Source organism: Bradyrhizobium sp. 197, from assembly GCF_023073375.1.
GTDB lineage: Bacteria > Pseudomonadota > Alphaproteobacteria > Rhizobiales > Xanthobacteraceae > Bradyrhizobium.
In genome coordinates, this window is record NZ_JADPJJ010000074.1 from 46,678 (window position 1) to 69,586 (window position 22,909).

Annotated in this window: 23 protein-coding genes; 1 reads left to right on the forward strand and 22 read right to left on the reverse strand. The window is 64.7% G+C overall.

The window, feature by feature from the left end; all coding sequences use genetic code 11:
• Positions 1-147: 147 nt before the first annotated feature.
• The 7 genes from rpsO to rimP all read right to left on the reverse strand — a co-directional run bounded on the left by rpsO (position 148) and on the right by rimP (position 7,988).
• Positions 148-417 (reverse strand): 30S ribosomal protein S15, encoded by a 270-nt coding sequence (gene rpsO, locus IVB27_RS17040; protein ID WP_092027405.1) that lies wholly within the window; start codon positions 415-417, stop codon positions 148-150.
• A 2-nt stretch (positions 418-419) separates the two neighbouring features.
• Positions 420-1,538 carry a tRNA pseudouridine(55) synthase TruB gene (gene truB / locus IVB27_RS17045; RefSeq protein WP_247444561.1) on the reverse strand — a complete coding sequence of 373 codons (1,119 nt, stop codon included), beginning with the start codon at positions 1,536-1,538 and terminating at the stop codon, positions 420-422.
• A complete protein-coding gene (gene rbfA / locus IVB27_RS17050) occupies positions 1,535-1,966 on the reverse strand; it encodes a 30S ribosome-binding factor RbfA (protein WP_247352848.1) in 432 nt (143 codons plus the stop codon). The genes truB and rbfA overlap by 4 nt, the downstream gene beginning before the upstream one ends.
• Before the next feature lie 155 nt (positions 1,967-2,121).
• Complete coding sequence (gene infB, locus IVB27_RS17055) at positions 2,122-4,818, reverse strand: translation initiation factor IF-2 (RefSeq protein ID WP_247444562.1); 2,697 nt, start codon at positions 4,816-4,818, stop codon at positions 2,122-2,124.
• Between the two features lie 71 nt (positions 4,819-4,889).
• Positions 4,890-5,573 carry an RNA-binding protein gene (locus IVB27_RS17060; protein WP_247352851.1) on the reverse strand — a complete coding sequence of 228 codons (684 nt, stop codon included), beginning with the start codon at positions 5,571-5,573 and terminating at the stop codon, positions 4,890-4,892.
• Positions 5,574-5,595: 22 nt separating this feature from the next.
• Positions 5,596-7,206, reverse strand: coding sequence for a transcription termination factor NusA (gene nusA / locus IVB27_RS17065; RefSeq protein ID WP_247444563.1), 1,611 nt, complete (start codon positions 7,204-7,206; stop codon positions 5,596-5,598).
• A gap of 2 nt (positions 7,207-7,208) precedes the next feature.
• The gene (rimP, locus tag IVB27_RS17070; protein ID WP_247444564.1) at positions 7,209-7,988 is read right to left on the reverse strand and encodes a ribosome maturation factor RimP; all 780 of its coding nucleotides are present in this window, start codon (positions 7,986-7,988) and stop codon (positions 7,209-7,211) included.
• 376 nt (positions 7,989-8,364) lie between these two features.
• On the opposite strand from rimP, the gene IVB27_RS17075 reads away from it, so the two are divergent.
• On the forward strand, positions 8,365-9,447 hold the full coding sequence (locus IVB27_RS17075) for a DUF2336 domain-containing protein (RefSeq protein WP_247444565.1): 1,083 nt from the start codon (positions 8,365-8,367) through the stop codon (positions 9,445-9,447).
• Here IVB27_RS17075 and trmB read toward each other — a convergent pair.
• The 15 genes from trmB to trpS form a co-directional block, all read right to left on the reverse strand.
• Complete coding sequence (gene trmB / locus IVB27_RS17080) at positions 9,444-10,154, reverse strand: tRNA (guanine(46)-N(7))-methyltransferase TrmB (RefSeq protein WP_247444566.1); 711 nt, start codon at positions 10,152-10,154, stop codon at positions 9,444-9,446. The two genes, IVB27_RS17075 and trmB, sit on opposite strands and share 4 nt — an antisense overlap.
• Positions 10,151-11,278 carry a M20 family metallopeptidase gene (locus tag IVB27_RS17085; RefSeq protein WP_247444567.1) on the reverse strand — a complete coding sequence of 376 codons (1,128 nt, stop codon included), beginning with the start codon at positions 11,276-11,278 and terminating at the stop codon, positions 10,151-10,153. The genes trmB and IVB27_RS17085 overlap by 4 nt, the downstream gene beginning before the upstream one ends.
• A gap of 125 nt (positions 11,279-11,403) precedes the next feature.
• Positions 11,404-11,817: a helix-turn-helix domain-containing protein gene (locus IVB27_RS17090; protein ID WP_007603895.1), complete on the reverse strand. Its 414-nt coding sequence runs from the start codon at positions 11,815-11,817 to the stop codon at positions 11,404-11,406.
• A gap of 210 nt (positions 11,818-12,027) precedes the next feature.
• A complete protein-coding gene (lnt, locus tag IVB27_RS17095; protein WP_247444568.1) occupies positions 12,028-13,641 on the reverse strand; it encodes an apolipoprotein N-acyltransferase in 1,614 nt (537 codons plus the stop codon).
• The gene (locus tag IVB27_RS17100) at positions 13,638-14,756 is read right to left on the reverse strand and encodes a hemolysin family protein (RefSeq protein ID WP_247352860.1); all 1,119 of its coding nucleotides are present in this window, start codon (positions 14,754-14,756) and stop codon (positions 13,638-13,640) included. The genes lnt and IVB27_RS17100 overlap by 4 nt, the downstream gene beginning before the upstream one ends.
• Position 14,757: 1 nt before the next feature.
• Positions 14,758-15,267, reverse strand: coding sequence for an rRNA maturation RNase YbeY (gene ybeY, locus IVB27_RS17105; protein WP_247444569.1), 510 nt, complete (start codon positions 15,265-15,267; stop codon positions 14,758-14,760).
• 62 nt (positions 15,268-15,329) lie between these two features.
• Complete coding sequence (locus IVB27_RS17110; RefSeq protein WP_247352864.1) at positions 15,330-16,391, reverse strand: PhoH family protein; 1,062 nt, start codon at positions 16,389-16,391, stop codon at positions 15,330-15,332.
• 4 nt (positions 16,392-16,395) lie between these two features.
• On the reverse strand, positions 16,396-17,790 hold the full coding sequence (gene miaB, locus IVB27_RS17115) for a tRNA (N6-isopentenyl adenosine(37)-C2)-methylthiotransferase MiaB (RefSeq protein WP_247444570.1): 1,395 nt from the start codon (positions 17,788-17,790) through the stop codon (positions 16,396-16,398).
• A gap of 190 nt (positions 17,791-17,980) precedes the next feature.
• Complete coding sequence (locus IVB27_RS17120; protein WP_247444571.1) at positions 17,981-18,661, reverse strand: HAD family hydrolase; 681 nt, start codon at positions 18,659-18,661, stop codon at positions 17,981-17,983.
• Complete coding sequence (locus tag IVB27_RS17125) at positions 18,662-19,117, reverse strand: Fur family transcriptional regulator (protein ID WP_247444572.1); 456 nt, start codon at positions 19,115-19,117, stop codon at positions 18,662-18,664.
• Positions 19,118-19,156: 39 nt separating this feature from the next.
• Positions 19,157-19,642 carry a ribosomal protein S18-alanine N-acetyltransferase gene (gene rimI / locus IVB27_RS17130; RefSeq protein WP_247352871.1) on the reverse strand — a complete coding sequence of 162 codons (486 nt, stop codon included), beginning with the start codon at positions 19,640-19,642 and terminating at the stop codon, positions 19,157-19,159.
• Entirely contained in the window at positions 19,639-20,334 is a 696-nt protein-coding gene (gene tsaB / locus IVB27_RS17135; protein ID WP_247352873.1) for a tRNA (adenosine(37)-N6)-threonylcarbamoyltransferase complex dimerization subunit type 1 TsaB, read from the reverse strand. The genes rimI and tsaB overlap by 4 nt, the downstream gene beginning before the upstream one ends.
• Before the next feature lie 168 nt (positions 20,335-20,502).
• Positions 20,503-21,072, reverse strand: coding sequence for a NifU family protein (locus tag IVB27_RS17140; protein ID WP_247444573.1), 570 nt, complete (start codon positions 21,070-21,072; stop codon positions 20,503-20,505).
• Positions 21,073-21,244: 172 nt separating this feature from the next.
• Positions 21,245-21,739 (reverse strand): universal stress protein, encoded by a 495-nt coding sequence (locus IVB27_RS17145; protein ID WP_247352877.1) that lies wholly within the window; start codon positions 21,737-21,739, stop codon positions 21,245-21,247.
• Positions 21,740-21,846: 107 nt separating this feature from the next.
• Positions 21,847-22,899, reverse strand: a complete 1,053-nt coding sequence (gene trpS, locus IVB27_RS17150) for a tryptophan--tRNA ligase (protein ID WP_247444574.1) — start codon at positions 22,897-22,899, stop codon at positions 21,847-21,849.
• Positions 22,900-22,909 lie beyond the last annotated feature (10 nt).

Genomic DNA, 22,909 nt, shown 5'->3' on the forward strand with positions numbered 1-22,909 from the left:
TTGGGTCTTCGCCCATCATGCCCCGGATGCGAACCGTCAACGGCCCGTACCCGACGCGCACGCAGCCTCGATCAAAAACCTTTAAACAAGCGCTTTCGTTCGAAACCACGCGCGAAAACGCGCGCCGTTGGGCGCGCGCAAGAACTCTTAACGACGAATGTTGTGCTTCTCGAGCAGCGCCTTGTAGCGCGCCTCGTCCTTCTTCTTCACATAGTCGAGAAGCGAGCGGCGGGTCGACACCAGCTTCAAGAGGCCGCGACGCGAATGGTTGTCCTTCACGTGGGTCTTGAAATGGCTCGTGAGGTTGGCGATGCGTTCCGAAAGGATCGCGACCTGAACCTCTGGCGAGCCGGTATCGCCGGCTTTGTTGGCATTCGTCTTGATGACTTCCGCTTTGCGTTCTGCGGCAATCGACATCGTCAATTTCTCTCGTTGCGAACGGCGCTGGCAGTCAGGCCGGTCAGGTTGAACACACGCTTGGGGATGATTTCGCCATTGCCAACTTCGGCAAGCGCTAGAAGCCGGCCTGCCACCGTGACATAGACTGTGCCGCTCGAAGTGGGCGCATCCCGTCCGCGCAACAAAACGGCCTGGCCCCGATGGAGCCTTGCCGCATCAGCCCGAGTGACGGCCAGTGCCGGGATGTCGTCCAGCGCGGTCTCAACGGGCATAAGCGCGTCGGCGAGGCTCCCCTCGCCGGACGCGGCTCTATCGCACAAAGCCTCCAACTGATCCAGCGGAATCATGTCGTTCTCGCCAAATGGGCCGACCAGGGTCCGCCGCAGCGCGCAGATATGGCCGTAAGTGCCGAGAATTCGGCCCATATCGCGGGCCAGCGCGCGGACATAGGTGCCCTTGCCGCACTCGGCCTCGAACACGGCGTGGTCACTACCTGGTTGATTTACAAGGCTTAAACGGTGAATCTCGACCGGACGCGGGGCCAGTTCCACGATCTCGCCGTCGCGGGCGAGGTCGTAGGCACGCTCGCCCTTGATCTTGATCGCGGAATAGCGCGGCGGGATCTGCTCGATCACCCCTGTGAAACGGGGCAGCAGGGCCTCGATGGCCTCCCGGGTCGGGCGCTGGTCGGAGGTTGCGGTAGCCTGGCCCTCGATATCGTCGGTATCGCGCTCCTCGCCCCAGCACACGGTGAACTGGTAGCGCTTGCGGCCGTCCATGACGAAGGGGACGGTCTTGGTGGCCTCGCCGAGCGCGATCGGCAGGCCGCCGGAGGCGAGCGGATCCAGCGTGCCGGCATGACCGGCGCGTTTGGCGTTGAACAGGCGCTTGAGCACGGCAACGGCCTGCGTCGAGGTCATGCCGATCGGCTTGTCGAGCACGACCCAGCCGTGGACGTCGCGGCGGTCACGGCGCGGCTGGTTGCCTTTCTGCTTGTTGGCGCGCGGATCGTTGTTGACGCGGCGCGGCTCCTGATGCGGCTGGGAATTGCCGTCCATGTCCGCAAAATTATTCTTCTGCACGTCGCGCTGATCGGGCTCTTCGCCGCCGATCGTGCCGTGAGCCGGGTCCATCGTCATTGCTCTTCTTCCCGATCCGATTTCGGATCCTGTTCCAGGTCCTTCTGCACCGCAGGTGTTCGCAAAAGTTTCTCGATCCGTTCCGCTTCGTCGAATCGTTCATCGACGCGGAAGCGAAGGTCAGGTGCAAATTTCAGGTTAACGCGCCGCGCGACTTCGCCGCGCAGGAACTTCTTGTTGCGCTCGAGCGCAGCGATAATGACCTCGGTGTCGCGGCCACCGAGCGGCATCACATAGACTGTTGCAAGCTTCAGGTCGGGCGACATCCGTACCTCCGGCACGGTGATGATGTGACCTTCGAGGTCCTCATCATGCACATTGCCTTGCGCCAAAATCTCGGCCACCGCATGGCGAACCTGCTCCCCGACACGCAACTGGCGCTGCGAGCCGCCGGGTGCGGAACTTTTTTTCTGATGATGGCTGGGCATGGTCGAAAATTACCTCGTCATGCGCGTGTATGGGACACGAGCATTGTCATTTGTTCTGTTGAAACGAATGCGGTGAGATGGCCGGAATAAATCCGGCCATCTCACTCCCGCAATTTCAGCTCAGAAAGATCCAGGCGCTTCGGTAAGATTTGGACTTACAGGGAGCGCTGGATCGTCTCCACGCGGTAACACTCGATCACGTCACCGGCGCGCATGTCGTGATAGTTCTCGAAGGCCATGCCGCATTCCTGACCGGACTGGACTTCCTTCACTTCGTCCTTGAAGCGCTTCAGCGTCGACAGCTTGCCTTCGTGCACGACGACGTTGTCGCGGATCAGGCGCACGTTGGCGCCGCGTTCCACGGTGCCGTCGGTAACGCGGCAGCCGGCGACCTTGCCGATCTTGGAGATGTTGAAGATCTCCAGGATCGCGGCATTGCCGAGCATGGTTTCGCGCAAGGTCGGTGCGAGCAGGCCGCTCATGGCCTTCTTCACGTCGTCCACGAGGTCGTAGATGATGTTGTAGTAGCGGATCTCGATGCCGTTGCGCTTGGCGGCCGCAGCGGCCTCCTTGTTCGCACGAACCGAGAAGCCGATGATCGCGGCGTTAAAACCTTCCGCGAGCGTCACGTCCGATTCCGAGATGCCGCCGACACCGGCATGCAGGATACGCGCGGCGACTTCGTCGGTACCGAGCTTCTCCAGCGAGCCGAGGATCGCTTCCAGCGAGCCCTGCACGTCGGCCTTGATGATCAGCGGGAATTCCTTGCGGCCCGCCGTCTTCAACTGCGACATCATCTGCTCGAGCGAGCCGCGCATGCCGGAGATCGAGGCAGCCGCGTTCTCGCGCTTCTGGTGCGCGCGGTAGCTCGTGACCTGACGGGCGCGGGCTTCGTTCTCGACCACGGCGAGACGATCGCCGGCTTCCGGCGGACCGTTGAAGCCGAGCACTTCGACCGGTACCGAGGGACCGGCTTCCTGAACCGTCTCACCCTGATCGGAGATCAGCGCACGGACGCGGCCCATCTCGGCGCCGGCGACGATGATGTCACCGACACGGAGCGTGCCGCGCTGGACCAGCACGGTCGCGACCGGACCACGGCCGCGATCGAGCTTGGCTTCGATCACGGTGCCTTCGGCCGGGCGCTCCGGATTGGTCTTCAGGTCGAGGATGTCGGCCTGGAGCGCAATCATCTCGAGCAGCTTGTCGAGATTGGTCTTGTTCTTCGCGGACACTTCGACGTCGACGACTTCGCCGCCGAAAGATTCCACCTGCACCTCGTGCTGCAGCAGCTCGGTGCGCACGCGCTCGGGCTTGGCGTCGGGCTTGTCGATCTTGTTGATGGCAACGATGATCGGCACCCGCGCCGCCTTGGCGTGGTTGATGGCTTCGATCGTCTGCGGCATCACGCCGTCATCGGCCGCAACCACCAGCACGACGATGTCGGTGACCTTGGCGCCGCGGGCGCGCATCGCGGTGAACGCGGCGTGGCCGGGCGTGTCGATGAAGGTGATCTTCTTGCCGCTCTCGGGCGACAGCACCTGATAGGCGCCGATATGCTGGGTGATGCCGCCGGCTTCGCCGGAGACAACGTTTGCATGACGGAGCGCATCGAGCAGCGAGGTCTTGCCGTGGTCGACGTGGCCCATCACGGTCACCACCGGCGAGCGCGGCTCGGTATCGGTGGGATCGTCGATGGCGTCGAACAGGCCTTCTTCAACGTCGGACGCGGCAACGCGCTTGACGGTGTGACCGAGCTCTTCGGCGATCAGCTGCGCGGTGTCGGCGTCGATCACGTCGGTGATCTTGTGCATCGCGCCCTGCTTCATCAGCATGCGGATGACGTCGACCGCGCGCTCGGCCATGCGGTTGGCGAGTTCCTGGATCGTGATCGCTTCCGGAATGATCACCTCGCGGATGAGCTTTTCCTTCGGCTCGTTCGCGGCATGGCCCTTCAGGCGCTGGGTGCGGCGGCGGAACGAGGCGATCGAGCGCTCGCGCACATCGTCGGCATTGAAGGCGGTGACGACCGTCAGGCGGCCGCGCTCCTTCTGCGGGCCGGGCTTCTGGGTGGGCTTGGGGGCTACCACAGGCCGCGCAGCGCCGCCGGGACCGCGACGGATCTGGCGCGGACCCTCGTCCTCGTCCGGTCCGGCTGCGACAGCGGGGGCGCGACCCACCGGGCCTCCCGGCCGCGTGGTCGTTCCGGGCCGCGCGGTCGTTGTTCCCGGGCGTGCCGTGGTGCTCGTTCCCGGGCGCGCCGTGGGCGCTCCGGACCGCGGTGCAGTAGTGGCGGAGGTCGCGGTGGCAGGGCGCGCCGCAGATTGCGGCTGCTCGCCTTCGCCAAAACGCTTCTTGGCCTCGGTTTCGGCCTTCCGCTTGGCTTCCTCTTCGTGGCGGTGACGCTCGTCCTCGGCCTTGCGGCGGGCTTCAGCGGCCTCGCGGTCGGCGCGTTCGGCGGTTTCGCGGACAGCGCGGCGCTGAGCCTCTTCCTCGGCACTACGACGCTCTTCGACTTCGCGCACCTTGGCATCGGCCAGCGCGCTTGCGCGGGCGGAACGTTCGTCCTCGGTCAGCGTGCGCAGCACCACGCCGGAGCCGGTGTTGCGCGGCGGAGCCGCGCGTGCGGGAGCAGGCGCCGGCGCGGCCGGCGCGGGCTTCGCCACTTCGGCCACCTGCGGCTCGGGGGTGCCGTCGACACGGCGCTTGCCGCGCTTCTCGACCACGACCTGCTTGCTACGGCCATGGCTGAAGCTCTGGCGCACGGTGCCCGTTTCGACGCGCGGCTTGAGCGATAGCGTCTTGCTCGGAACGCTCAGCTTCTTGTCGCCAGGGGTCTTGGTATCAACCATTAAGCAGTCCTAATCCTGATCTTGTTGTCGTTGTGCGTTGCCGCACCGTGCTATCGGGTGGTCGTTGTCTCTCAGAAATCCTGGCCGGGCATTTCGGCAGTCTTGTCAACGTGCGCCATCCGGTATCGGACCAGCATCTGGCTACGTGACAGGAATGACTTGCTCGCCGGGCCCGCGAGCAGGGCAGCATGTATCACATTTGACCGGGTAAGTGCCAAATCCAATTCTATTGATTTCAGCGCGGTGACGACGGGAATCTGCGGCTTGGAGCCGCGATTTCCGTCATTTTGACGCGCCAGCATGTCCAATTTGCGGATTCCGTCCGCGGCCCCGTCGCTGGCATGGATCAGGACCTCGGCCGTACCTCCCCGAAGCGCGCTTTCGACCTTGCCGAAGCCGGCCACAATCTGGCCCGCCTTGGCGGCAATCCCGAGGGCTTCGGTCACGCCCCGAACCAGAAGCGCCTCGATGTCGGCGGGAAGCGTCTGAGGGATGCGCAGCTGGCGCTTGAAGGCTTTGGTAAAGTGGTGACGCCGCACGGCTTCCGCAACCACCTCGCGCGAGGCGGTGACCCACATGCCGCGTCCGGGCAGCTTGCGCTTGAGATCGGGAACTATGTCCCCTTGGGGTGAGACGACGAAGCGGATCAGCTCGTCGATCGGCCGGACCTCGCGGCTGACCGCGCACATCCGCATGGTCGCGGACTTCTCAGTCCGCGGTCCATGGTCGAGTTCGGGGTCAGTATCGGCGAGCATCCGGGTGACATCCTCCTTCGCCCTAAGCCGGCTGATCTTCGGCCGCCTCGGCCTCCTCAGCCGGCTTGGCGAGATCGGCCTCGGTGATCCAGCCGGCCTTGACGCGGGCCTGCATGATCATCGCTTCGGCATCGTCACGGGAGATCTCGAGGCCGTCGAGCGCCCCCGGATATTTGGTCTGCTCGCCGCCTTCCTTGCGCTCGGTCCAGCCGACCAGATCGTCAGTGGCGCAGCCGGCAAGGTCGTCGACCGTCTTGATGTCGTTCTCGCCGAATTTCACCAGCATCTTCGAGGTGACGCCGGGCACGTCCTTGACGGCGTCCTCGACGCCGAGCTCCTTGCGCCTGGCCTCGATCTCGGCTTCCAGCTGTTCGAGATATTCACGAGCGCGGTTCTGGAGTTCCTGCGCGGTCTCCTCGTCGAAGCCCTCGATGCCGGCGAGCTCCTTGAGGTCCACCATCGCGAGTTCCTCGACCGAGGTGAAGCCTTCGGACGCCAGCAACTGACCGACCACTTCGTCGACATTGAGCGATTCCATGAAGACGCGGGTGGAGTTCTCGAAGTCGGCCTGGCGGCGCTCCGATTCCTCCTGCTCGGTCAGGATGTCGATGTCCCAGCCGGTGAGCTGCGAGGCCAGACGCACGTTCTGGCCGCGGCGACCGATCGCCAGCGAGAGCTGGTTGTTGGTGTCGGGCACGACGACCTCGATGCGCTCGCGGTCTTCGTCGATGACGACCTTGGAGACTTCGGCCGGCGCCAGCGCGTTGACCACGAAGGTCGCGATGTCGGGCGACCAGGGGATGATGTCGATCTTCTCGCCCTGCAATTCGTTCACCACCGCCTGCACGCGCGAACCGCGCATACCGACGCAGGCGCCGACCGGATCGACCGAGGAATCGCGGGAAATCACGCCGATTTTCGCGCGCGAGCCGGGATCTCGGGCAACCGCCTTGATCTCGACGATGCCGTCATAGATCTCGGGTACTTCCTGCGCGAACAGTTTTGCCATGAACTGCGGATGGGTGCGGGAGAGGAAGATCTGCGGACCACGGGTCTCGCGGCGGACGTCGAAGATGTAGGCGCGGACGCGGTCACCGTTGCGGAACACTTCGCGCGGCAGCATCTCGTCGCGGCGGATAATGGCCTCGCCGCGGCCGAGATCGACGATCACGCTGCCATATTCGACGCGCTTGACGACGCCGTTGACGATGTCGCCGATGCGGTCCTTGAATTCCTGATATTGCCGGTCGCGCTCGGCTTCGCGCACCTTCTGCACGATCACCTGCTTGGCCGACTGCGCGGCGATGCGGCCATATTCCAGCGGCGGCAGGGTGTCTGCGATGGTGTCGCCGACCTGGGCACCGGGATTGGCGCGCTGCGCATCCACCAGCGAGATCTGGTTGGAATGGTTTTCGACCGTCTCGACCACCAGCATATGGCGCGACAGCCGCAGCTCGCCCTTCTTCGGGTCGATCTCGGCGTGAACATCAGTCTCGCTGCCGTAACGTGCCCGTGCCGCCTTGGCGATGGCGTCCTCCATCGCCGCGATCACGATGCCGCGGTCGATCGATTTCTCGCGTGCAACGGCGTCGGCGATCTGGAGCAATTCAAGTCGATTGGCGCTGACTGCCATGGCTAGTCTCCTTCGTCAGGATCGATCTCGCCCCGTCGCGCGCGTTCGGCGGCCAGGCGATGTTTCTTGGTATTGGTCGGGGCCGGCTTCTTTGTAGTGGTCGGCGCCGGCTTCTTTGTCGGCTTCGTGTTCTTGGTCGTTTTTTCGCTGATGCCGGCGTGCGGTGCAGCCGGCGGCTCCAGGCCCAGATTGCGGCGCATCTCGCGTGCCTGGGCCTTGCCGCGGCGCATGGATTCCGCGATCAGCTCGTCGGTCAGCACCAGCCGTGCCTCGGCGATATCCTCCATCGTCAGGAGAACGTCGGCAGCCTCATTCGCCTTGACGTCGTCGCGATGCAGATGCACGCGATCGCCTTCGACGGGACCGATCGTGCCGCGGAACCGCTTCCGCCCCTCATGGGCGACCGCCATCTCGATCTTCACCAGATGCCCGGCATAACGCTCGAAGTCGGAGCGGCGAACCAGCGGGCGGTCGATTCCCGGGGAAGAGATTTCCAGCCGATAGGCGCGATCGACGAGGTCGGCGACGTCGAGCACGGGCGACAGCGCCCGCGAGATCGCCTCGCAATCCTCGATCTGCATCGAGCCGTCCGGCCGCTCGGCCATGACCTGCACGGTGCAGCCGGATTCCCCGGAAATGCGGATCCGCACCAGGCGGTAGCCCATGCCTTCGAGCACCGGCCCCGCGACCGCGGACACCCGTGCCGCCACGCCCGGCTCGACCACGAGCCTCGGCTCGGCCAGCAGTTCGGCATCCGTGGAACCAGGGTTCGGCTCGGTCATGTCAGGGGTCAAGCGCTCGATATGGTTAAGGCTTGGTTTAAGATTTCAAAGCCCGTTCGGAACTCTCCCGACAGATCGCCGGGCCGCACACCTTCCGACAAGCCGCGTTCAGGTAATAAAAAAGAGCGGGTCCTTTCGGGCCCACTCTCATTACGCGGATCGTATGAGAAGATGAATTGGCGCTGATATAGCCCTTTCCGTCTTCCCGGACAAGGCCCATCGCAGGGCAGGCGAGGCTTTTTGCGACCGGGCTGCGGCCCCCCGCGCAACGCTTCCTTCATCTAGGAGGCCTAAATTCCCTGATTGTGGGGCGGCTTGGGCCAAGGGCGCGCCCGCGGCGTGCCCTAGCGGCGTGCCCTATACGAGTTGCGTTTTCATGACCGTTGCCACGTCTCTTATTCCCGGACTGGACGATATCGTCAAACGCGGCGACCCGCGGCGTCGCGGCGAGATCGCGCGCGCCATCTCCCAATTGTTCTTTCAGGATGCTGAGAATCTCCGTCCCGATGTCGTCGATCTCTTCGACAATCTGCTGATCGATCTCGTCCCGCACGCCGAACTCGCCTCGCGCGTCGATCTCGCCGAACGCTTCTCGCTGCTGACCAATGCGCCACGGCATCTGGTGAGCCAGCTCGCGCGCGAAAACGAGATCACGGTGGCGGGCCCGGTGTTGCGCCGTTCGCCCGTGCTCGACGAAGCCGCCCTCGTCGAGATCGCGCGGCTGAAGGGCCAGGGCCATCTGCTGGCGATGACCGAGCGCCCCACACTGTCGGCTGTCGTCACCGACGTGCTGGTCGAGCGCGGCGATCGCGATGTGGTGCGCCGCGCCGCGGGCAATGCCGGCGCGGTGTTCTCGCCCGGCAGCTATTCCGAGCTGATCAAGCGTGCCGCGCAGGACGGCGTGCTGACGCTCAAGATCGGCCAGCGCAGCGATCTTTCAGGCGAGAACCTGAAACAGCTTCTCGACGGCACGCTCGACGTCATCCGCCGCCGCCTCTCGAGCGTGGTCAATCCCGTGCGTCAGGTCGAGATCAAGCGCGCCATGGCGGCGATCGAGGAGGCCACGCTGCCGCCGGGCCTGCGTCGCGATTTCTCGGGGGCACAGCGCACGGTGCTGGCCTTGCATCGCGAGGGCCATCTTGGCGAGAGCGCGCTGCTTGGCTTCGCCAAGGCTCACAAATATGAGGAGTCGATCGCCTCGCTTTCGGCGCTGTCCGGCGTTCGCCTCTCGATCCTCGAGCGCTTGGTCGCGGGTGATCGGTACGATCCAATTCTGGTGCTGGGACGCGTGCTGAATCTCGGCTGGCCGACTGTGCGCGCGCTCATCCTGCTGTGGTACGGACCGCACCGCACGCCGGCGGATGCCGACCTCGAGGCGGCGCGCGCGAATTTCACGCGCTTGATGCCGACGACCGCCGAGCGCGTCGTCAATTTCTGGCGCAATCGGCAGACGATCTAAACCCGCCTGAATCGCAGATACGCCGCCTTGCGGCCTTCGCGCGTCGCCTTTCGGCCATAGCGCGTCATCGTGTAGCCGTCCCACGGCAGGCGAAAATCATCGGCGCGCTCCGCGAGCCAGACAAAGTCCTGCGAGCGCACCAGATGCGACAGCGTCCAGGCGCAGTAATCGTCGATGTCGCAGACAAAACGGAATTCGCCGCCGGCTTTCAGCACGCGCGCCATCGCCGCGATGGTCCGGTCCTGGACGAAGCGCCGCTTCCAGTGCCGCCGTTTCGGCCAGGGATCGGGATGGATCAGGTCGATCCGCGACAGCGAAGCCTTCGGCAGCCAGGCCAGGAGCTCGGCGGCATCGCCTGCGAACAGACGGATGTTGCCGATGCTGGCTGCCTCGATCTGCGCGAGGATCTTCGCCATGCCGTTGACATAGGGCTCGCAGCCGATGAAGCCGGTTGTGACGAAGTTTTGCGCTTCCGCCGCAAGATGCTCGCCGCCGCCGAAGCCGATCTCGAGCCGCACGTCGTCGGCCGCGGGGGTGAATATCTCGCGGGCATCCGCCGGTGCTTCACTGTCGATGGCGAGCGCAAGACGCGGCAGCAGATGACCGATCAGCTCGGCCTGGTGCTGCCTGAGCTTGTGGCCCTTGCGGCGTCCGAAGAACGCACGCTCGCTGTCATCGCGACCGGGATCTGATTTGCGTTCGCTCATCGCAGCGTCTGGTACAGGCGATGGAGCAGCCGCGCGCGCGGTTCGAGCGATGAGACATAGAGCTGCTCATAAGGGGTGTGCGCGCCCTTGCCGTCGACGCCGAGCCCGTCGAGCGTCGCGGTGTGGGCGGCGGTGAAATTGCCGTCCGAGCCGCCACCGGTGTGAGCGTCGACCAGCTCGAAGCCGATCTCCGTGGCGACAGTCTTCGCATGTTCGTACAGCGATGCGCCTGCATTGCTCTTCTCGTAAGGCGGACGATTGAGCGCGCCCGTGACCTTGACGGTGACGCCATCCGTCTTCGATGTCAGGGCGAGGATCTTGCCGACGAATTCGTCCGCGTCCTTGAAGCTCAGCACGCGCAGATCGATTTCGGCATGGGCTTCTTCCGGCGTCACGTTGGGCCGCGTGCCGCCGCGCACCACGCCGACATTGACGGTGACGCCGCGCGCCAGATCGTTCATCGCTTCCAGCGCCAGGATGACGTTGGCAAGCTCGCGGATCGCGCTGCGGCCGTCCTGGGGCCGCGTGCCGGCATGTGCGGGCACACCCTTGATAAAGACTTCGAATCGTCCGACGCCCTTGCGGCCGGTGACGATCTTGCCGCCGTCGCGCGCCGGCTCCGTCACCAGCACGTATTTGGCCTTGCGCCCTTCCGTCTCGATCAGTGCACGAGAGGTGGGGCTGCCGATCTCCTCGTCGGAAGTGAACATGTGGGTGATGCCGAGCGGCGAGCGATCGGCCGTGGCGCAAAGCGCGCGAAAGGCCTGATGGGCAATGTAGGCGCCGCCCTTCATGTCGTAGATGCCGGGACCGAACGCGCTGTCGCCTTCGACCTTGAACGGCAGGCGCTCGATGAACCCCATGGGGTGAACGGTATCGAGGTGGCTCAGCACCAGGATGCCCGGCCGGTTCTGGCCCCAGGTCGAGCGCGCCACGAGATGATCACCGCAGCCATCGACGCCCGCGACGCGCTCGAGCGTAACAGGCAGATCGCGGTATTGCTCCGCGACCATGGAGATCAGCTTGTTGACCTGTTCAGGCGCTTCCGTTGGCGTCTCGACCTCCACCCAGCGGCGGATGCCATCGAGAATAGTTTGGGAATCGAACCAATTGGAGCTGGTCATGGGCGCATCTGTGCCTTTGAATCACATCATCGGGAAGGACGCACATCAAAGCGCGGCCGCAAATGACGACATAGGCCAGATTTGACGCAGTCTCAAATCCGATTGAGACGGCGCGTCAGCGCTTGTCAGCGCTTGTCAGGGCCTTCGCGGGCCGCGATCTGCTCGACGAGATCGACGATCGAGCGGCGCATTTTCGAATCGGTGATTCGCGTGAACGCCTTGGTCAAAGCGAGTCCTTCGGAAGTCGCGAGGAAGTCCGAGACGTAAGACGGCGATGCGCCTTCGCTGAAGCCATCCGGACCCGGCACGCCGCTCGGACCGCCCTCGAACAGGAACGACACCGGCACCTGGAGAATCTCGGCAATTTGCTGGATGCGGCTCGCGCCGACCCGGTTGGTGCCCTTCTCGTATTTCTGGACCTGCTGGAAAGTCAGCCCCAAAGCTTCACCGAGCTTTTCCTGGCTCATGCCCAACATGATGCGGCGCATCCGCACGCGACTGCCGACATATTTGTCAACAGGGTTGGGCGCTTTCGACATTTCCTCAGCCCTCCAAACATCACCTTCGGCGCAATCAGGAATGCCTCAGGTGTCAGCACCGTCAAAATCAAACCCTGTTATTGAGAAACATTGCGGAGAAATTTAGCAATGCCCACTGTCTTTTGCAGATGGTGCAGAATGAGGAGGCCGCGTGCAGTCTGTCAACCGTGGGACTACGGTTGTCAAAAGTTTCCGGCCGCGACGGCGTGATCAAGGGTGCCGTTTGGCAACACGTCGGCGGACCGCCAGAAATATGGCCAGCGCGACGAGCATGGCCGCGGGCACATCGCCCACCCGCGCATAGACCGTCGGCGGGATCGCGGCGGGCAGGTTTGCGTCCAATATGCCCTCGATTCCGAGACCGAGACTGGCGACGGTGCGTCCCACCGGATCGACTACCGCGGAGACGCCGGTATTCGCGGAGCGGACCAGCGGCAATCCGAGCTCGATCGCGCGCATCCGCGCCTGCTCCAGGTGTTGATAGGGGCCGGTCGAGATACCGAACCAGCCGTCATTGGTGAGATTCACGATCCAGCCCGGACGCTCATTGCGTCCAGCCACCTCGCCGGGAAAGATTGCTTCGTAGCAGATCAGCGGCAGCGCGGGCGGCGCGCCGGGGACCGGCAGCGCATGGCGCACGGTGCCTGGAATGAAGCCGCCGCGCACACGCGTGAGTTGCTCAAAGCCGAGCTTCTCCATCAGGCCTTGGTACGGAAGAAATTCGCCAAACGGCACCAGATGCAGCTTGTCGTACACCGCGAGCACGCTGGCGTCGTGGTCGATCACGTAGATCGAATTATAGGCGCGGGTGATCGGCGTGCCTCGCGGCAGGTCGGGCGCGCGGACCGAGCCCGTGATCAGTACCGTGCCCCTGGGCAGAAGCTCGGCAATTTGCGCCATCGCATCGGCTTCGCGGGTCAGGAAGAACGGAAACGCAGATTCCGGCCAGATCAGGATGGTGGCATCGCGTACGCCGGTCGATTGCGGTCCGGAGGCGCGATCCGACAAGGCCAGATATTTCTTCATCACCTCCGCCTTGGCGGCGTAGTTGAATTTCGCGTCTTGCTGGAGATCCGGCTGCATCAGGCGCAGCTTGATGCCCGCGACCATGGTGGTCGGATACAGCGACAGGCGAATCGCGCCGAAGATGCTCATGACAAGCAGGAGCGCCACGGCCGCGGCCGGCACGCGCCACGCCAGGCGGCGATCGGGCGTGCGGTCGATCAGCGTTGCAGGGCTCGCGAAGATCGCAACCGCCAGGAACGTCATGCCCCACAGGCCGATCAGCGAGGCCGTTTGTGCCAGCGGCAGCGGCTCGGACAGCGCGTAGCCGAACGCGTTCCAGGGAAAGCCGGTCAGCGCGTGACCGCGTAGCCATTCGGTGATGGTGAGGCTTGCCGCAAGCGCAAGCACGCGCGTGGCGTTCTTGGTCCAGAGCAGGCGGGCGAGCGCAAAGCCCATCGCCGTGAAGATGGAAAGATAGGCCGGCAGGCCCAGCACGGCGAACGGCGTCAGCCAGGCGAACACATCGGCGTCGACGAAGAAGGCGTAACCGATCCAATAAAGGCCGGGGACGAAATAGCCCAGTCCGAACCAATAGCCGGTCAGCGCCGCCGCGGGGACGCCGCCATATCGTCCGGCGCCGGCGCCATCGATCAGCCAGACCAGCACCGGGAACGTGATGAACAGCACCGGGAAGGCGTTGAACGGCGCCAGCGCCAGCACCGAGAGCGCCCCGGCCGCCATCGCGACGAGCGCGCGCTTCCATCCCCAGGTGAGGATAATGGCAAGCGCGATCTGGCGAAGTCGCTGGAGTGGGCTCACTGCGGACCGGTCCCGTCGCTTGGCGGCGGGGTGGGGGTGTCGCTGGCCGTCGGCTGGCTGCCATCCGGCGCAGTCTCGCGGCGCCGGCTCTCGCGCTGGGTGCGTGGTGCGGGACGCTCCTTCCGCGTCGAAATCCGCAATCGCTTGACGCGGCGCGGGTCGGCATCGAGCACCTCGATCTCGTAATGGCCGGGGCCCGAGATCACCTCGCCGCGCACCGGCAGGCGCCCGACGAAGCTGACGAGATAGCCGCCCAGCGTCTCCACTTCCTCGCCGGCCTCCCCGGTGACGAAGTCCTGGCCGATCACGGTGCGGACGTCGTCGAGGCTGGCGCGGGCATCGGCGATGAAGGCGTTGTCGGGCAGCCGCACGATCGAGGGCGGCTCGTCGCTGTCATGCTCGTCGTCGATCTCGCCGACGATCTGCTCGACGATGTCCTCGAGCGAGACCAGCCCGTCGCTGCCGCCATATTCGTCGACCACCAGCGCCAGATGGATGCGGGTGGCCTGCATCTGCGCGAGCAGATCGATCGCCCGCATCGACGGCGGCACGTAGAGCAGCTTGCGGATGATGCGCGCTTCTTCGAGCGGCAGCGCGAGATCGACCGTACGCAGATCGAGCCCGGCCGGCAGCGGTTTCTTGCGCTTGGTTTTGGTGACCCCCGACACGCGCGCGCGCGCGGTCATGAAGGCGAGTAAATCGCGGATGTGGACGATGCCGACGGGATCGTCGAGCGTCTCGTTGTAGACCACGAGGCGCGAATGGCCGGCGCTCTCGAACCGGTCCATCAACTCGCCGAGCGGGATGTCGCGCTTCACCGCGATGATGTCGGCGCGATGCACCATGACGTCGGCGATGCGGCGCTCGTGCAGGCCGAGGATGTTGCGCAGCATGGTGCGCTCGACGGTCGAGAAGCCGGTGTCGTCGGGCGTAGTGGCGTCGAGCACGACCTGAAGGTCGTCGCGCACCGAACCCGCCTTCCAGCCGAACAAGGTCCGGATGGCGCGCAGCAGCCAGCCGTCTGCGCTTGGGCGCATCACCTCGCCTGAGGTCACCACGGCCGGCAAATTGGCCGTGTTGCGCGGATTGTCGTGAATTGGGTCGGAATCCGGCATCTCAATGCGTCCCCGGGCGGTCTGCGTAGGGGTCGGGAATGCCGAGATGAGCCAGGATCTCCCGCTCCAGCGCTTCCATTTCTTCCGCGTCGTCTTCGTTTTCGTGGTCGTAGCCGACCAGGTGCAGGAAACCATGCACGGCGAGATGGCTTAAATGATGATCGAACGGTTTCTGTTCCTCGTCCGCCTCACGCCGCATGGTCTCGTAGGCGATCGCGATGTCGCCGAGCATGCGCGGCGCATCGCCTGGTTTCCATTCGCCTTCCGGCTGGAGCGCGGGAAACGACAGCACGTTGGTCGGCTTGTCGATGCCGCGCCAGTTGCTGTTCAGGGTGCGGATGCCGACATCATCGGTCAGCATCACCGCCAGTTCCGCCTCCGCAACGTCTTCGTCGACATTCTCGGCGGCGGCCGCCACGGCGCGCTGGATCACGGCTTCGGAATCGGGCTCGCTCTGCCAGCAATCGGCGACGACGAGGACCTCGGTATTGGGAAGATTGGGGTGTGACATTGTCTTTGTTCGGAACGAAGGGGCGCCGTGTCTGTGCCCGCTATGGTCCGGCTGTTGTCCCGTCAGGATTTGTTGCCGGCGGCCGGCCGCTGCGGCAAGCCTTCGTAGGCAGAAACGATCCGCGCCACGAGTTCGTGGCGAATCACGTCCTCGGCCTTGAAATGAACTTGCGCAATGCCTTCGACGCCGCTCAGCAGGCGCGTCGCCTCGGCGAGACCCGAGGTCTGGCCGTTCGGCAGATCGATCTGCGAGGGATCGCCTGTCACGATCATGCGGCTGTTCTCGCCGAGACGCGTCAAAAACATCTTCATCTGCATCGACGTGGTGTTCTGCGCCTCGTCCAGGATGATGGCCGCGTTGGTCAGCGTGCGGCCGCGCATGAAGGCGAGCGGCGCGATCTCGATTTCGCCGGTCTGCAGCGCGCGCTCGACGATGCGCGCATCCATGAGGTCGTAGAGCGCATCGTAGATCGGGCGCAGATAAGGATCGACCTTCTCGCGGAGATCGCCGGGCAAGAAGCCGAGCCGCTCGCCGGCTTCCACCGCCGGGCGCGACAGGATGATCTTGTCGACTTCCTTGCGCTCGAACAGTTGCGCGGCATGCGCGACCGCGAGCCAGGTCTTGCCCGTGCCCGCGGGGCCGATGCCGAACACCAGCTCGTGGCGCTTCAGCGCGCGAATGTAGGAATCCTGTGCCGCCGTGCGCGCGCGCACCGGGCGCTTGCGCAAATTGATGCTGTCGAAGGTGGATTTGGCCGACTTGGCGTCGAACTCGAACAGCGAACCCTGCGCGATCACGGCGCGGATCGCGCCCTCGACCTCGCCCTGGTCGAGATCCTGTCCCTTCACGGCCTGTGCGTAGAGCGTCTCCAGCACGCGGCGCGCGGCATCGCAGCCGTCGCGTGAGCCGCCGATGGTGATGTGGTTGCCCTTGGAATCGACGACGACGCCGAGCCGCCGCTCGATCTGCGCCAGATGCTGGCCGTAGGGGCCGACCAGCGCGGATGCGGCGCGATTGTCGTCGAAGTCGATGACGACCTGGGTCTCGGGTGGAACCTGCATGTCGCGGTCAAATTTGCGGCTGGGAGCGATAGAAGAAGACGAATCCGATGCGCTTTTGGGCAAGGGTTCAGGCTCCACTGGCTTGCGATAAAGCGGGCTCGCGCGCGTTGCGCGGCGTCACGAGCTCGCCGAGAAAGCTGTAGCGTTCGAGACTGTCGATCCGGACCGGCAGGATTTGTCCGATGATGTCGGGCGAGGCCATCACGTGCGCGGGCTGGAGGAACGCGGTGCGGCCGACGATCTGGCCGTCCTTGCGGGCCGGGCGTTCGAACAGCACGTCGACCGTTGAGCCAATCGCAGCCTTGTTGAAGGCCGATTGCTGGCTGTCGATCAGTTCCTGGAGCCGCTCCAATCGCTGGTCCATCTCGGCTGGGGACACCGTCTCCTGCATGTCCGCGGCCGGCGTTCCCGGCCGGGCGGAGTATTTGAACGAATACGCCGCAGCGTAGCCGATTTGCGCGACAAGCGCGAGTGTCGCGAGAAAATCTTGCTCGCTCTCGCCGGGGAAGCCGACGATAAAATCCGATGAAAAAGCAATGTCTTGGCGCGCGGACCGGAAACGGTCGACAACACGCCGATAATCATCGGCGGTATGTTTCCGGTTCATGGCCGCCAAAATCCGGTCCGAGCCCGACTGGACCGGCAGGTGCACGAACGGCATCAGCTCGCCGAGATCGCGATGGGCTGCAATCAAACTGTCATCGACGTCGCGGGGATGGCTGGTCGAATAGCGCAGCCGCGCGACGCCCGGGAGCGCCGCGAGGTGCTCCAGCAGTCTGCCGAGCGGCCAGCTTTTTCCGTCCGGCCCCTCGCCGTGATAGGCGTTGACGTTCTGGCCGATCAGCGTGAGCTCGCGCACGCCGTTGTCGGCGAGCCGCCTCACGTCGTCGACGATCTTTGCCACCGGGCGCGAGACTTCCGAACCTCGCGTGTACGGCACGACGCAGAAGGTGCAGAACTGGTCACAGCCCTCCTGGACCGTGACGAAGGCGGAAATGCCGCGGGCGCGGATCGCGTCGGGCTTGGGCTGGGCGAGGAAGCCGAACTTGTTCGCGGCCGGAAATTCGGTCTCGATCGCACGGCCTTCATTGCCGGCGCGCTTCAACAGCTGCGGCAAATGATGATAGCTCTGCGGGCCGACCACGACGTCGACCGCGGGTGCACGGCGCACGATCTCCTCGCCCTCGGCCTGCGCCACGCAGCCCGCGACCGCGATCTGCATGGTGCGGCCCGCGCGCGCAGCCTCGTCCTTGGCGATGCGCAGCCGGCCGAGCTCCGAGTAGACCTTCTCCGAGGCCTTCTCGCGGATATGGCAGGTGTTGAGGATGACGAGGTCGGCGTCATCAGCGCTGGCCGTCTCCACGAATCCTTCCGGCGCCAGCGTGTCCACCATGCGCTGGGCATCGTAGACGTTCATCTGGCAGCCATATGATTTGATGTGCAGCTTGCGCGGCGGCGTCATGGAACCCGGAGTTGAGGTGGAGGACAGCCCTCAAATATAGGCTGGAGCGGCGAAAATCCAGCGAATGGGTCCATCAAAGGCATTTCGGGGCGCCGCAAGCCAAGCAAGCCCCAAATCTCCACCTAAAACCTCCGGATTCCCGGTTCACGCGCTGGACGCGTCCCTCGGGACTGACGCCAGATGGCCGAAATCAACCCGCCAAGGCGTCCGCCGCGACCCGCCGGACCAGCTCCGGCAGCTGATGCATGTCGGCAAAGAGCAGGTCGGCGCCGGCCCGATGCAATGTTTCGGCATGGCCCTCGCGGCAATGGCTCCCGCCGTGAAAGCCGAACACCGTCATCCCGGCCGCCCGCGCGCCGGCAATTCCGGCCAGGCTGTCCTCGATCACGACGCAGCGCTCGGGCGGCACGCCCATCTCGTTCGCTGCGAACAGGAACAGGTCCGGTGCCGGCTTGCCGTTCTTCACCTGGGAAGCCGAGAAGATATTTGGCGCGAGGCGCTCGTGGAGGCCCGTGCTTCCCAGGCTCACGCGCATGCGCTGATGCGAGCCGCTCGAGGCGACGCAGACGCGCTGGTTGATGACGTCAAGCACGTCGCGAATGCCGCGGATCGCCTCAAGGTCGGCTTCGAACGCGCGGAACAGCTCGTCCTGCAGGTCGCCGTGATAGGCTTCGGGCAGCTTGCGGCCGAGCTCGGTCTCGATATCGAGATTGGCTTGCCGCGTCGAGCGGCCGAGAAAGCGCTCGAACACCTGATCCGAGGTAATTGGATAACCGTGCCTGGACAGCACATCCGCATGCGCGCGACAGGAGATCACCTCGCTGTCCACGAGCACGCCGTCGCAATCGAAGATGACGAGATCGATTGGCACTTAACATGTGGGTTTGTCGTCGTCGAGCGGGACGCAATAGAGTTCGAGCCGATGATCGACCAGCTTGTAACCGAGCTTGCGGGCGATCTCCGCCTGGAGCTTCTCGATTTCCTCGGAGGTGAACTCGATCACCTTGCCGTCGCGCAGGTTGATGAGGTGGTCATGATGGCTGTCGCGCATCTGCTCGTAACGCGCGCGGCCTTCGCGGAAATCATGGCGCTCGATGATGCCCGCATCCTCGAACAATTTGACGGTGCGATACACGGTCGAGATCGAGATCTTGTCGTCGACCGCGACACAGCGACGGTATAATTCCTCGACGTCGGGATGATCGACCGCCTCCGCGAGCACGCGGGCGATGACACGGCGCTGCTCGGTCATGCGCATGCCCGTTGCGGCACAGCGCGCCTCGATGCCGGACGCCTTTGATTCGGAAGAAGGTTTCAGTACGGTCATAGATTTGTCTGCCTAGCGGGGCGCTTTCTGCCACCAATGTTACGACAAGTCACGTCGCATCAGAAGTGCGTTCAATTGTTCCCCGTTCGGCTGCTTATAGTAGCGTTCGCGGCGTCCGACCACCATGAATCCGGTTCGGTCGTAGAGCCGCCGCGCGGGCTGGTTATTTTCCTCGACCTCGAGAAATATCGTGCGCACGCCACGTCCGGCCAGGTGGCCGAGATGGGTCATCAGCAGCGTGCGGGAGAGACCGCGGCCGCGATGGGCCTGGTCGACCGCGATCGAGAGGATTTCCGCTTCGTCCGCGCCGATCCGCGACACCGCAAAGCCGATCGTGCTGCGGCCGAGGCGCAACCGGTGCACCAGCGTGTTGCGCTCACTGAGCATGCTCTCGAACTCGCCTTCGCCCCAGCCGCGCGCGAAGGAGGCGCCGTGAAGCTGCGCGAGCCGTGCGACGTCGCGCGCGACAGCCGGCTCGACAACGGCCGTGCCGCCGCGCCACCATTCCGACAACCATCTCATCATGAGCTTGCAGCTTGTGCTGCAAGCGGCAGGTGTGCGGCCGGCTTTGCATCGGGCGCGCGCAGATAGAACGGCCGCGCCGGATTTGTCTCGGGATCGGCCGCGGCGCCAAGCCACGCGACCCAGCCGATGTCAGGCGCGGGCTGCGCGTCGACCGCGACCGGCTGCGGGATATCTTTCGGCCAGCGCTCCGCGAGGATCTTTGCGGCATTGCCGACCAGATGCGGTGCGCCGAATTGCGAGGCGGCGATCACCTCGTCGACGGACGCGACGCCCGGCCGTACCAGCTGGCTGCCGTCGCCGGCCACGATCTGGAAGTAGACGTGATCGTGCCGGGCATCAATCGCCGAGATCACCGGCGCCGTTCCGCTCTGGCCGACCACGGTGGCGGCATAGGCCGACAAGGTAGTCAGGCCTACGGCGGGACGCTTCGCCGCAAGCGCGAGGCCGCGGGCCGCCGAGATGCCGACGCGCAGCCCGGTGAAACTTCCGGGGCCCATGGTGACCGCGATGCGATCGAGCGAGGTGAAGGCGAGATTGGCTGATAGCATCACGCGCGCGATCATCGGCATCAGCGCTTCGGCGTGGCCGCGCTTCATCAGAAGCTGCTCCTGCGCAAGGAGCTGGCCGGCGTCGGTGTCGAGCACGGCGGCCGCGCACGCTTCCAGCGCGGTATCGATGGCAAGGATCAGCATAAGGCGATCATAGCATTGGCAATCGCATGATGCCCGATGTTCTTGCCGTCATGGCCGGGCTTGTCCCGGCCATCCACGCCTTTGCGCTCCAAGAACGTGAATGCCGCGTGCCCGGTCAGACCTCGCAGGGTAGGCAAAGGCGCACTTGCGCCGTGCCCACCATCGCGCCTACATCGGCCGGACTTCGACCACGTCGGGCACGAAATGCTTGAGCAGGTTCTGGATGCCGTGCTGGAGCGTCGCGGTCGATGACGGGCAGCCGGCGCAGGAGCCCTTCATGTTGAGATAGACGATACCGTCCTTGAAGCCGCGGAAAGTGATGTCGCCGCCGTCATTCGCGACCGCCGGCCGCACGCGGGTCTCGATCAGATCCTTGATCACGTCGACCGTCTCGGCGTCGGCCTCGTCGAAGAATTCGTCCTCGTCATCGATATCGACATTGCTCGCGGCCGCACCGTCGGCGAGCAACGGCGCGCCGGACATGTAGTGCTCCATGATGGCGCCGAGGATCGCGGGCTTGAGCTGCTGCCATTCACCGTTCGCCTTGGTCACGGTGATGAAGTCCGATCCATAGAACACACCGATGACGCCGGGCACGTCGAACAGCTTTTCGGCGAGCGGCGAGCGTGCGGCCGATTCGCGGTTCGCAAATTCCATCGGACCGCCGTCGACCACGACGCGGCCGGGAATGAACTTCAGCGTGGCGGGATTGGGGGTGGCTTCGGTTTGAATGAACATGGTTTTCTCCAGACGTCGCCGGTTCAAGGCCGGCGCGTGCTCTATCCACTAGCAGATGGCGACGGCGAACGCACGGTCAAGGGGTGAGCTGGCCGTTTACCTGTTATATCAGCGGGTTAGGGCGCCCGCTTCTCCCTCCCAAGGCAAGCGATGCGAGGTGAAGAGCAGCAACCTACGACAGCGAATCCACGCTTTGGTCACTCAGCGCGCCCGAAATGACCGTCACCGGCACCGGGAACGTGCCCAGCGCATGCGCGAGCAGCGCGACCAACGGCCCCGGTCCCTCCGCGCCCGGGTTCGCGGCGAGCACCAGCATGGCGATGTCGGGGTCCTCGTCGATAACCGCCAGCAGCTGCTCCATCGCGCCGCCTTCGCGGATGACCCGCTCCGGCGTGATCGCGGCGATGCCGTTGGCGCGGCCGGCAGCGCGGTCGAGCGCGGCTTCCGCCGCCTCATGCGCTTCGGCGCGCATGATGTCGGCGACCCCCAGCCATTCCTGGCTCTGCTGGTCGGGCTCGATGATGCGGAGCATCACCACGCCGCCGCCGGCGCGGATCGCCCAGCGGCTGGCGTAATAAACCGCGCGATCCCACTCGGCGGTGTCGTCGACGATGACGAGGCATTTGGGTTTGTGACCCGGCTGGAAGCAAAGTCGCTTGCTGGTCATGCATGTCCCGGAATGTGCACGGTCGACATGCTGCCACACTCCGTCCCGCTTGGGGAGAGGAGAAGCGGCCGGCGCCGTGGCGTCGGCGCGTTTCCTGAATGCGGGAATCAACGCCGGCGGATGAAGCCGACGATGTCCTTCGAGAGCTTCATGGTCTCATCGGCGATCGCGCGCGCCCGGTCGGCGCCGTCGTTCAGGATCGCGTCGATATGGCCGGGGTCGGCGACGAGGCGCTTCATCTCGCCGGCGATCGGCGCGAGTTTCGTGACGCACAAATCCACCAGCGCGTTCTTGAAGCTGGAGAACTGGCCGCCGCCGAAATCCCTGAGCACCTCGGCCTTGGAACGGCCGGAGAGGGCAGCGAAGATACCGACGAGATTGTCGGCCTCGGGGCGCGCTTCCAGTCCCTTCTCCTCGGTCGGCAGCGGCTCCGGGTCAGTCTTGGCCTTGCGCACCTTCTGCGCGATGGTGTCGGCGTCGTCGGTCAAATTGATGCGCGAATTATCGGACGCGTCCGACTTCGACATCTTCTTGGTGCCGTCACGCAAGCTCATCACGCGCGTGGCCGGGCCCGTGATTAAGGGTTCCGGCAGCGGGAAGAACAGGCCGTCATTGGCGCCCTGGCTGCGGATCGAGTCGGCGAAGTCGTTGTTGAATTTTTGCGCGATGTCCCGCGACAGTTCGAGATGCTGCTTCTGGTCCTCGCCGACCGGAACATGGGTGGCGCGGTAGAGCAGAATGTCGGCCGCCATCAGCACGGGATAGTCGAACAGCCCGACGGACGCATTCTCGCGATCCTTGCCGGCTTTTTCCTTGAACTGGGTCATGCGGCCCAGCCAGCCCATGCGCGCGACGCAGTTGAAGATCCAGGCGAGCTCGGCATGGCCCGAGACCTGGCTCTGGTTGAACACGATGTGCTTGCTCGGATCGATACCGCTGGCGATGAACGCCGCGGTCACCTCGCGGGTGTTGCGCGCGAGCTCGACCGGTCCACCCCAGACGTCCACGCCCTGCGTGATCGCGTGCATGTCGACGACGCAATAGATGCAGTTGTGGGTTTCCTGCATCTTCACGAAGTTGACGATCGCGCCGAGATAATTGCCGAGGTGCAGATTGCCCGTCGGCTGGACGCCCGAAAAAACCCGTTCAACGAATGGCATGGTTAGTCTT

Bases quoted from the DNA above. Each gene is read 5' to 3' on its own strand.
- rpsO (WP_092027405.1), bottom strand. From the start codon at position 417: ATGTCGATTGCCGCAGAACGCAAAGCGGAAGTCATCAAGACGAATGCC.
- truB (WP_247444561.1), bottom strand. From the start codon at position 1,538: ATGACGATGGACCCGGCTCACGGCACGATCGGCGGCGAAGAGCCCGAT.
- rbfA (WP_247352848.1), bottom strand. From the start codon at position 1,966: ATGCCCAGCCATCATCAGAAAAAAAGTTCCGCACCCGGCGGCTCGCAG.
- infB (WP_247444562.1), bottom strand. From the start codon at position 4,818: ATGGTTGATACCAAGACCCCTGGCGACAAGAAGCTGAGCGTTCCGAGC.
- IVB27_RS17060 (WP_247352851.1), bottom strand. From the start codon at position 5,573: ATGCTCGCCGATACTGACCCCGAACTCGACCATGGACCGCGGACTGAG.
- nusA (WP_247444563.1), bottom strand. From the start codon at position 7,206: ATGGCAGTCAGCGCCAATCGACTTGAATTGCTCCAGATCGCCGACGCC.
- rimP (WP_247444564.1), bottom strand. From the start codon at position 7,988: ATGACCGAGCCGAACCCTGGTTCCACGGATGCCGAACTGCTGGCCGAG.
- IVB27_RS17075 (WP_247444565.1), top strand. From the start codon at position 8,365: ATGACCGTTGCCACGTCTCTTATTCCCGGACTGGACGATATCGTCAAA.
- trmB (WP_247444566.1), bottom strand. From the start codon at position 10,154: ATGAGCGAACGCAAATCAGATCCCGGTCGCGATGACAGCGAGCGTGCG.
- IVB27_RS17085 (WP_247444567.1), bottom strand. From the start codon at position 11,278: ATGACCAGCTCCAATTGGTTCGATTCCCAAACTATTCTCGATGGCATC.
- IVB27_RS17090 (WP_007603895.1), bottom strand. From the start codon at position 11,817: ATGTCGAAAGCGCCCAACCCTGTTGACAAATATGTCGGCAGTCGCGTG.
- IVB27_RS17100 (WP_247352860.1), bottom strand. From the start codon at position 14,756: ATGCCGGATTCCGACCCAATTCACGACAATCCGCGCAACACGGCCAAT.
- ybeY (WP_247444569.1), bottom strand. From the start codon at position 15,267: ATGTCACACCCCAATCTTCCCAATACCGAGGTCCTCGTCGTCGCCGAT.
- miaB (WP_247444570.1), bottom strand. From the start codon at position 17,790: ATGACGCCGCCGCGCAAGCTGCACATCAAATCATATGGCTGCCAGATG.
- IVB27_RS17125 (WP_247444572.1), bottom strand. From the start codon at position 19,117: ATGACCGTACTGAAACCTTCTTCCGAATCAAAGGCGTCCGGCATCGAG.
- rimI (WP_247352871.1), bottom strand. From the start codon at position 19,642: ATGATGAGATGGTTGTCGGAATGGTGGCGCGGCGGCACGGCCGTTGTC.
- tsaB (WP_247352873.1), bottom strand. From the start codon at position 20,334: ATGCTGATCCTTGCCATCGATACCGCGCTGGAAGCGTGCGCGGCCGCC.
- IVB27_RS17140 (WP_247444573.1), bottom strand. From the start codon at position 21,072: ATGTTCATTCAAACCGAAGCCACCCCCAATCCCGCCACGCTGAAGTTC.
- IVB27_RS17145 (WP_247352877.1), bottom strand. From the start codon at position 21,739: ATGACCAGCAAGCGACTTTGCTTCCAGCCGGGTCACAAACCCAAATGC.
- trpS (WP_247444574.1), bottom strand. From the start codon at position 22,899: ATGCCATTCGTTGAACGGGTTTTTTCGGGCGTCCAGCCGACGGGCAAT.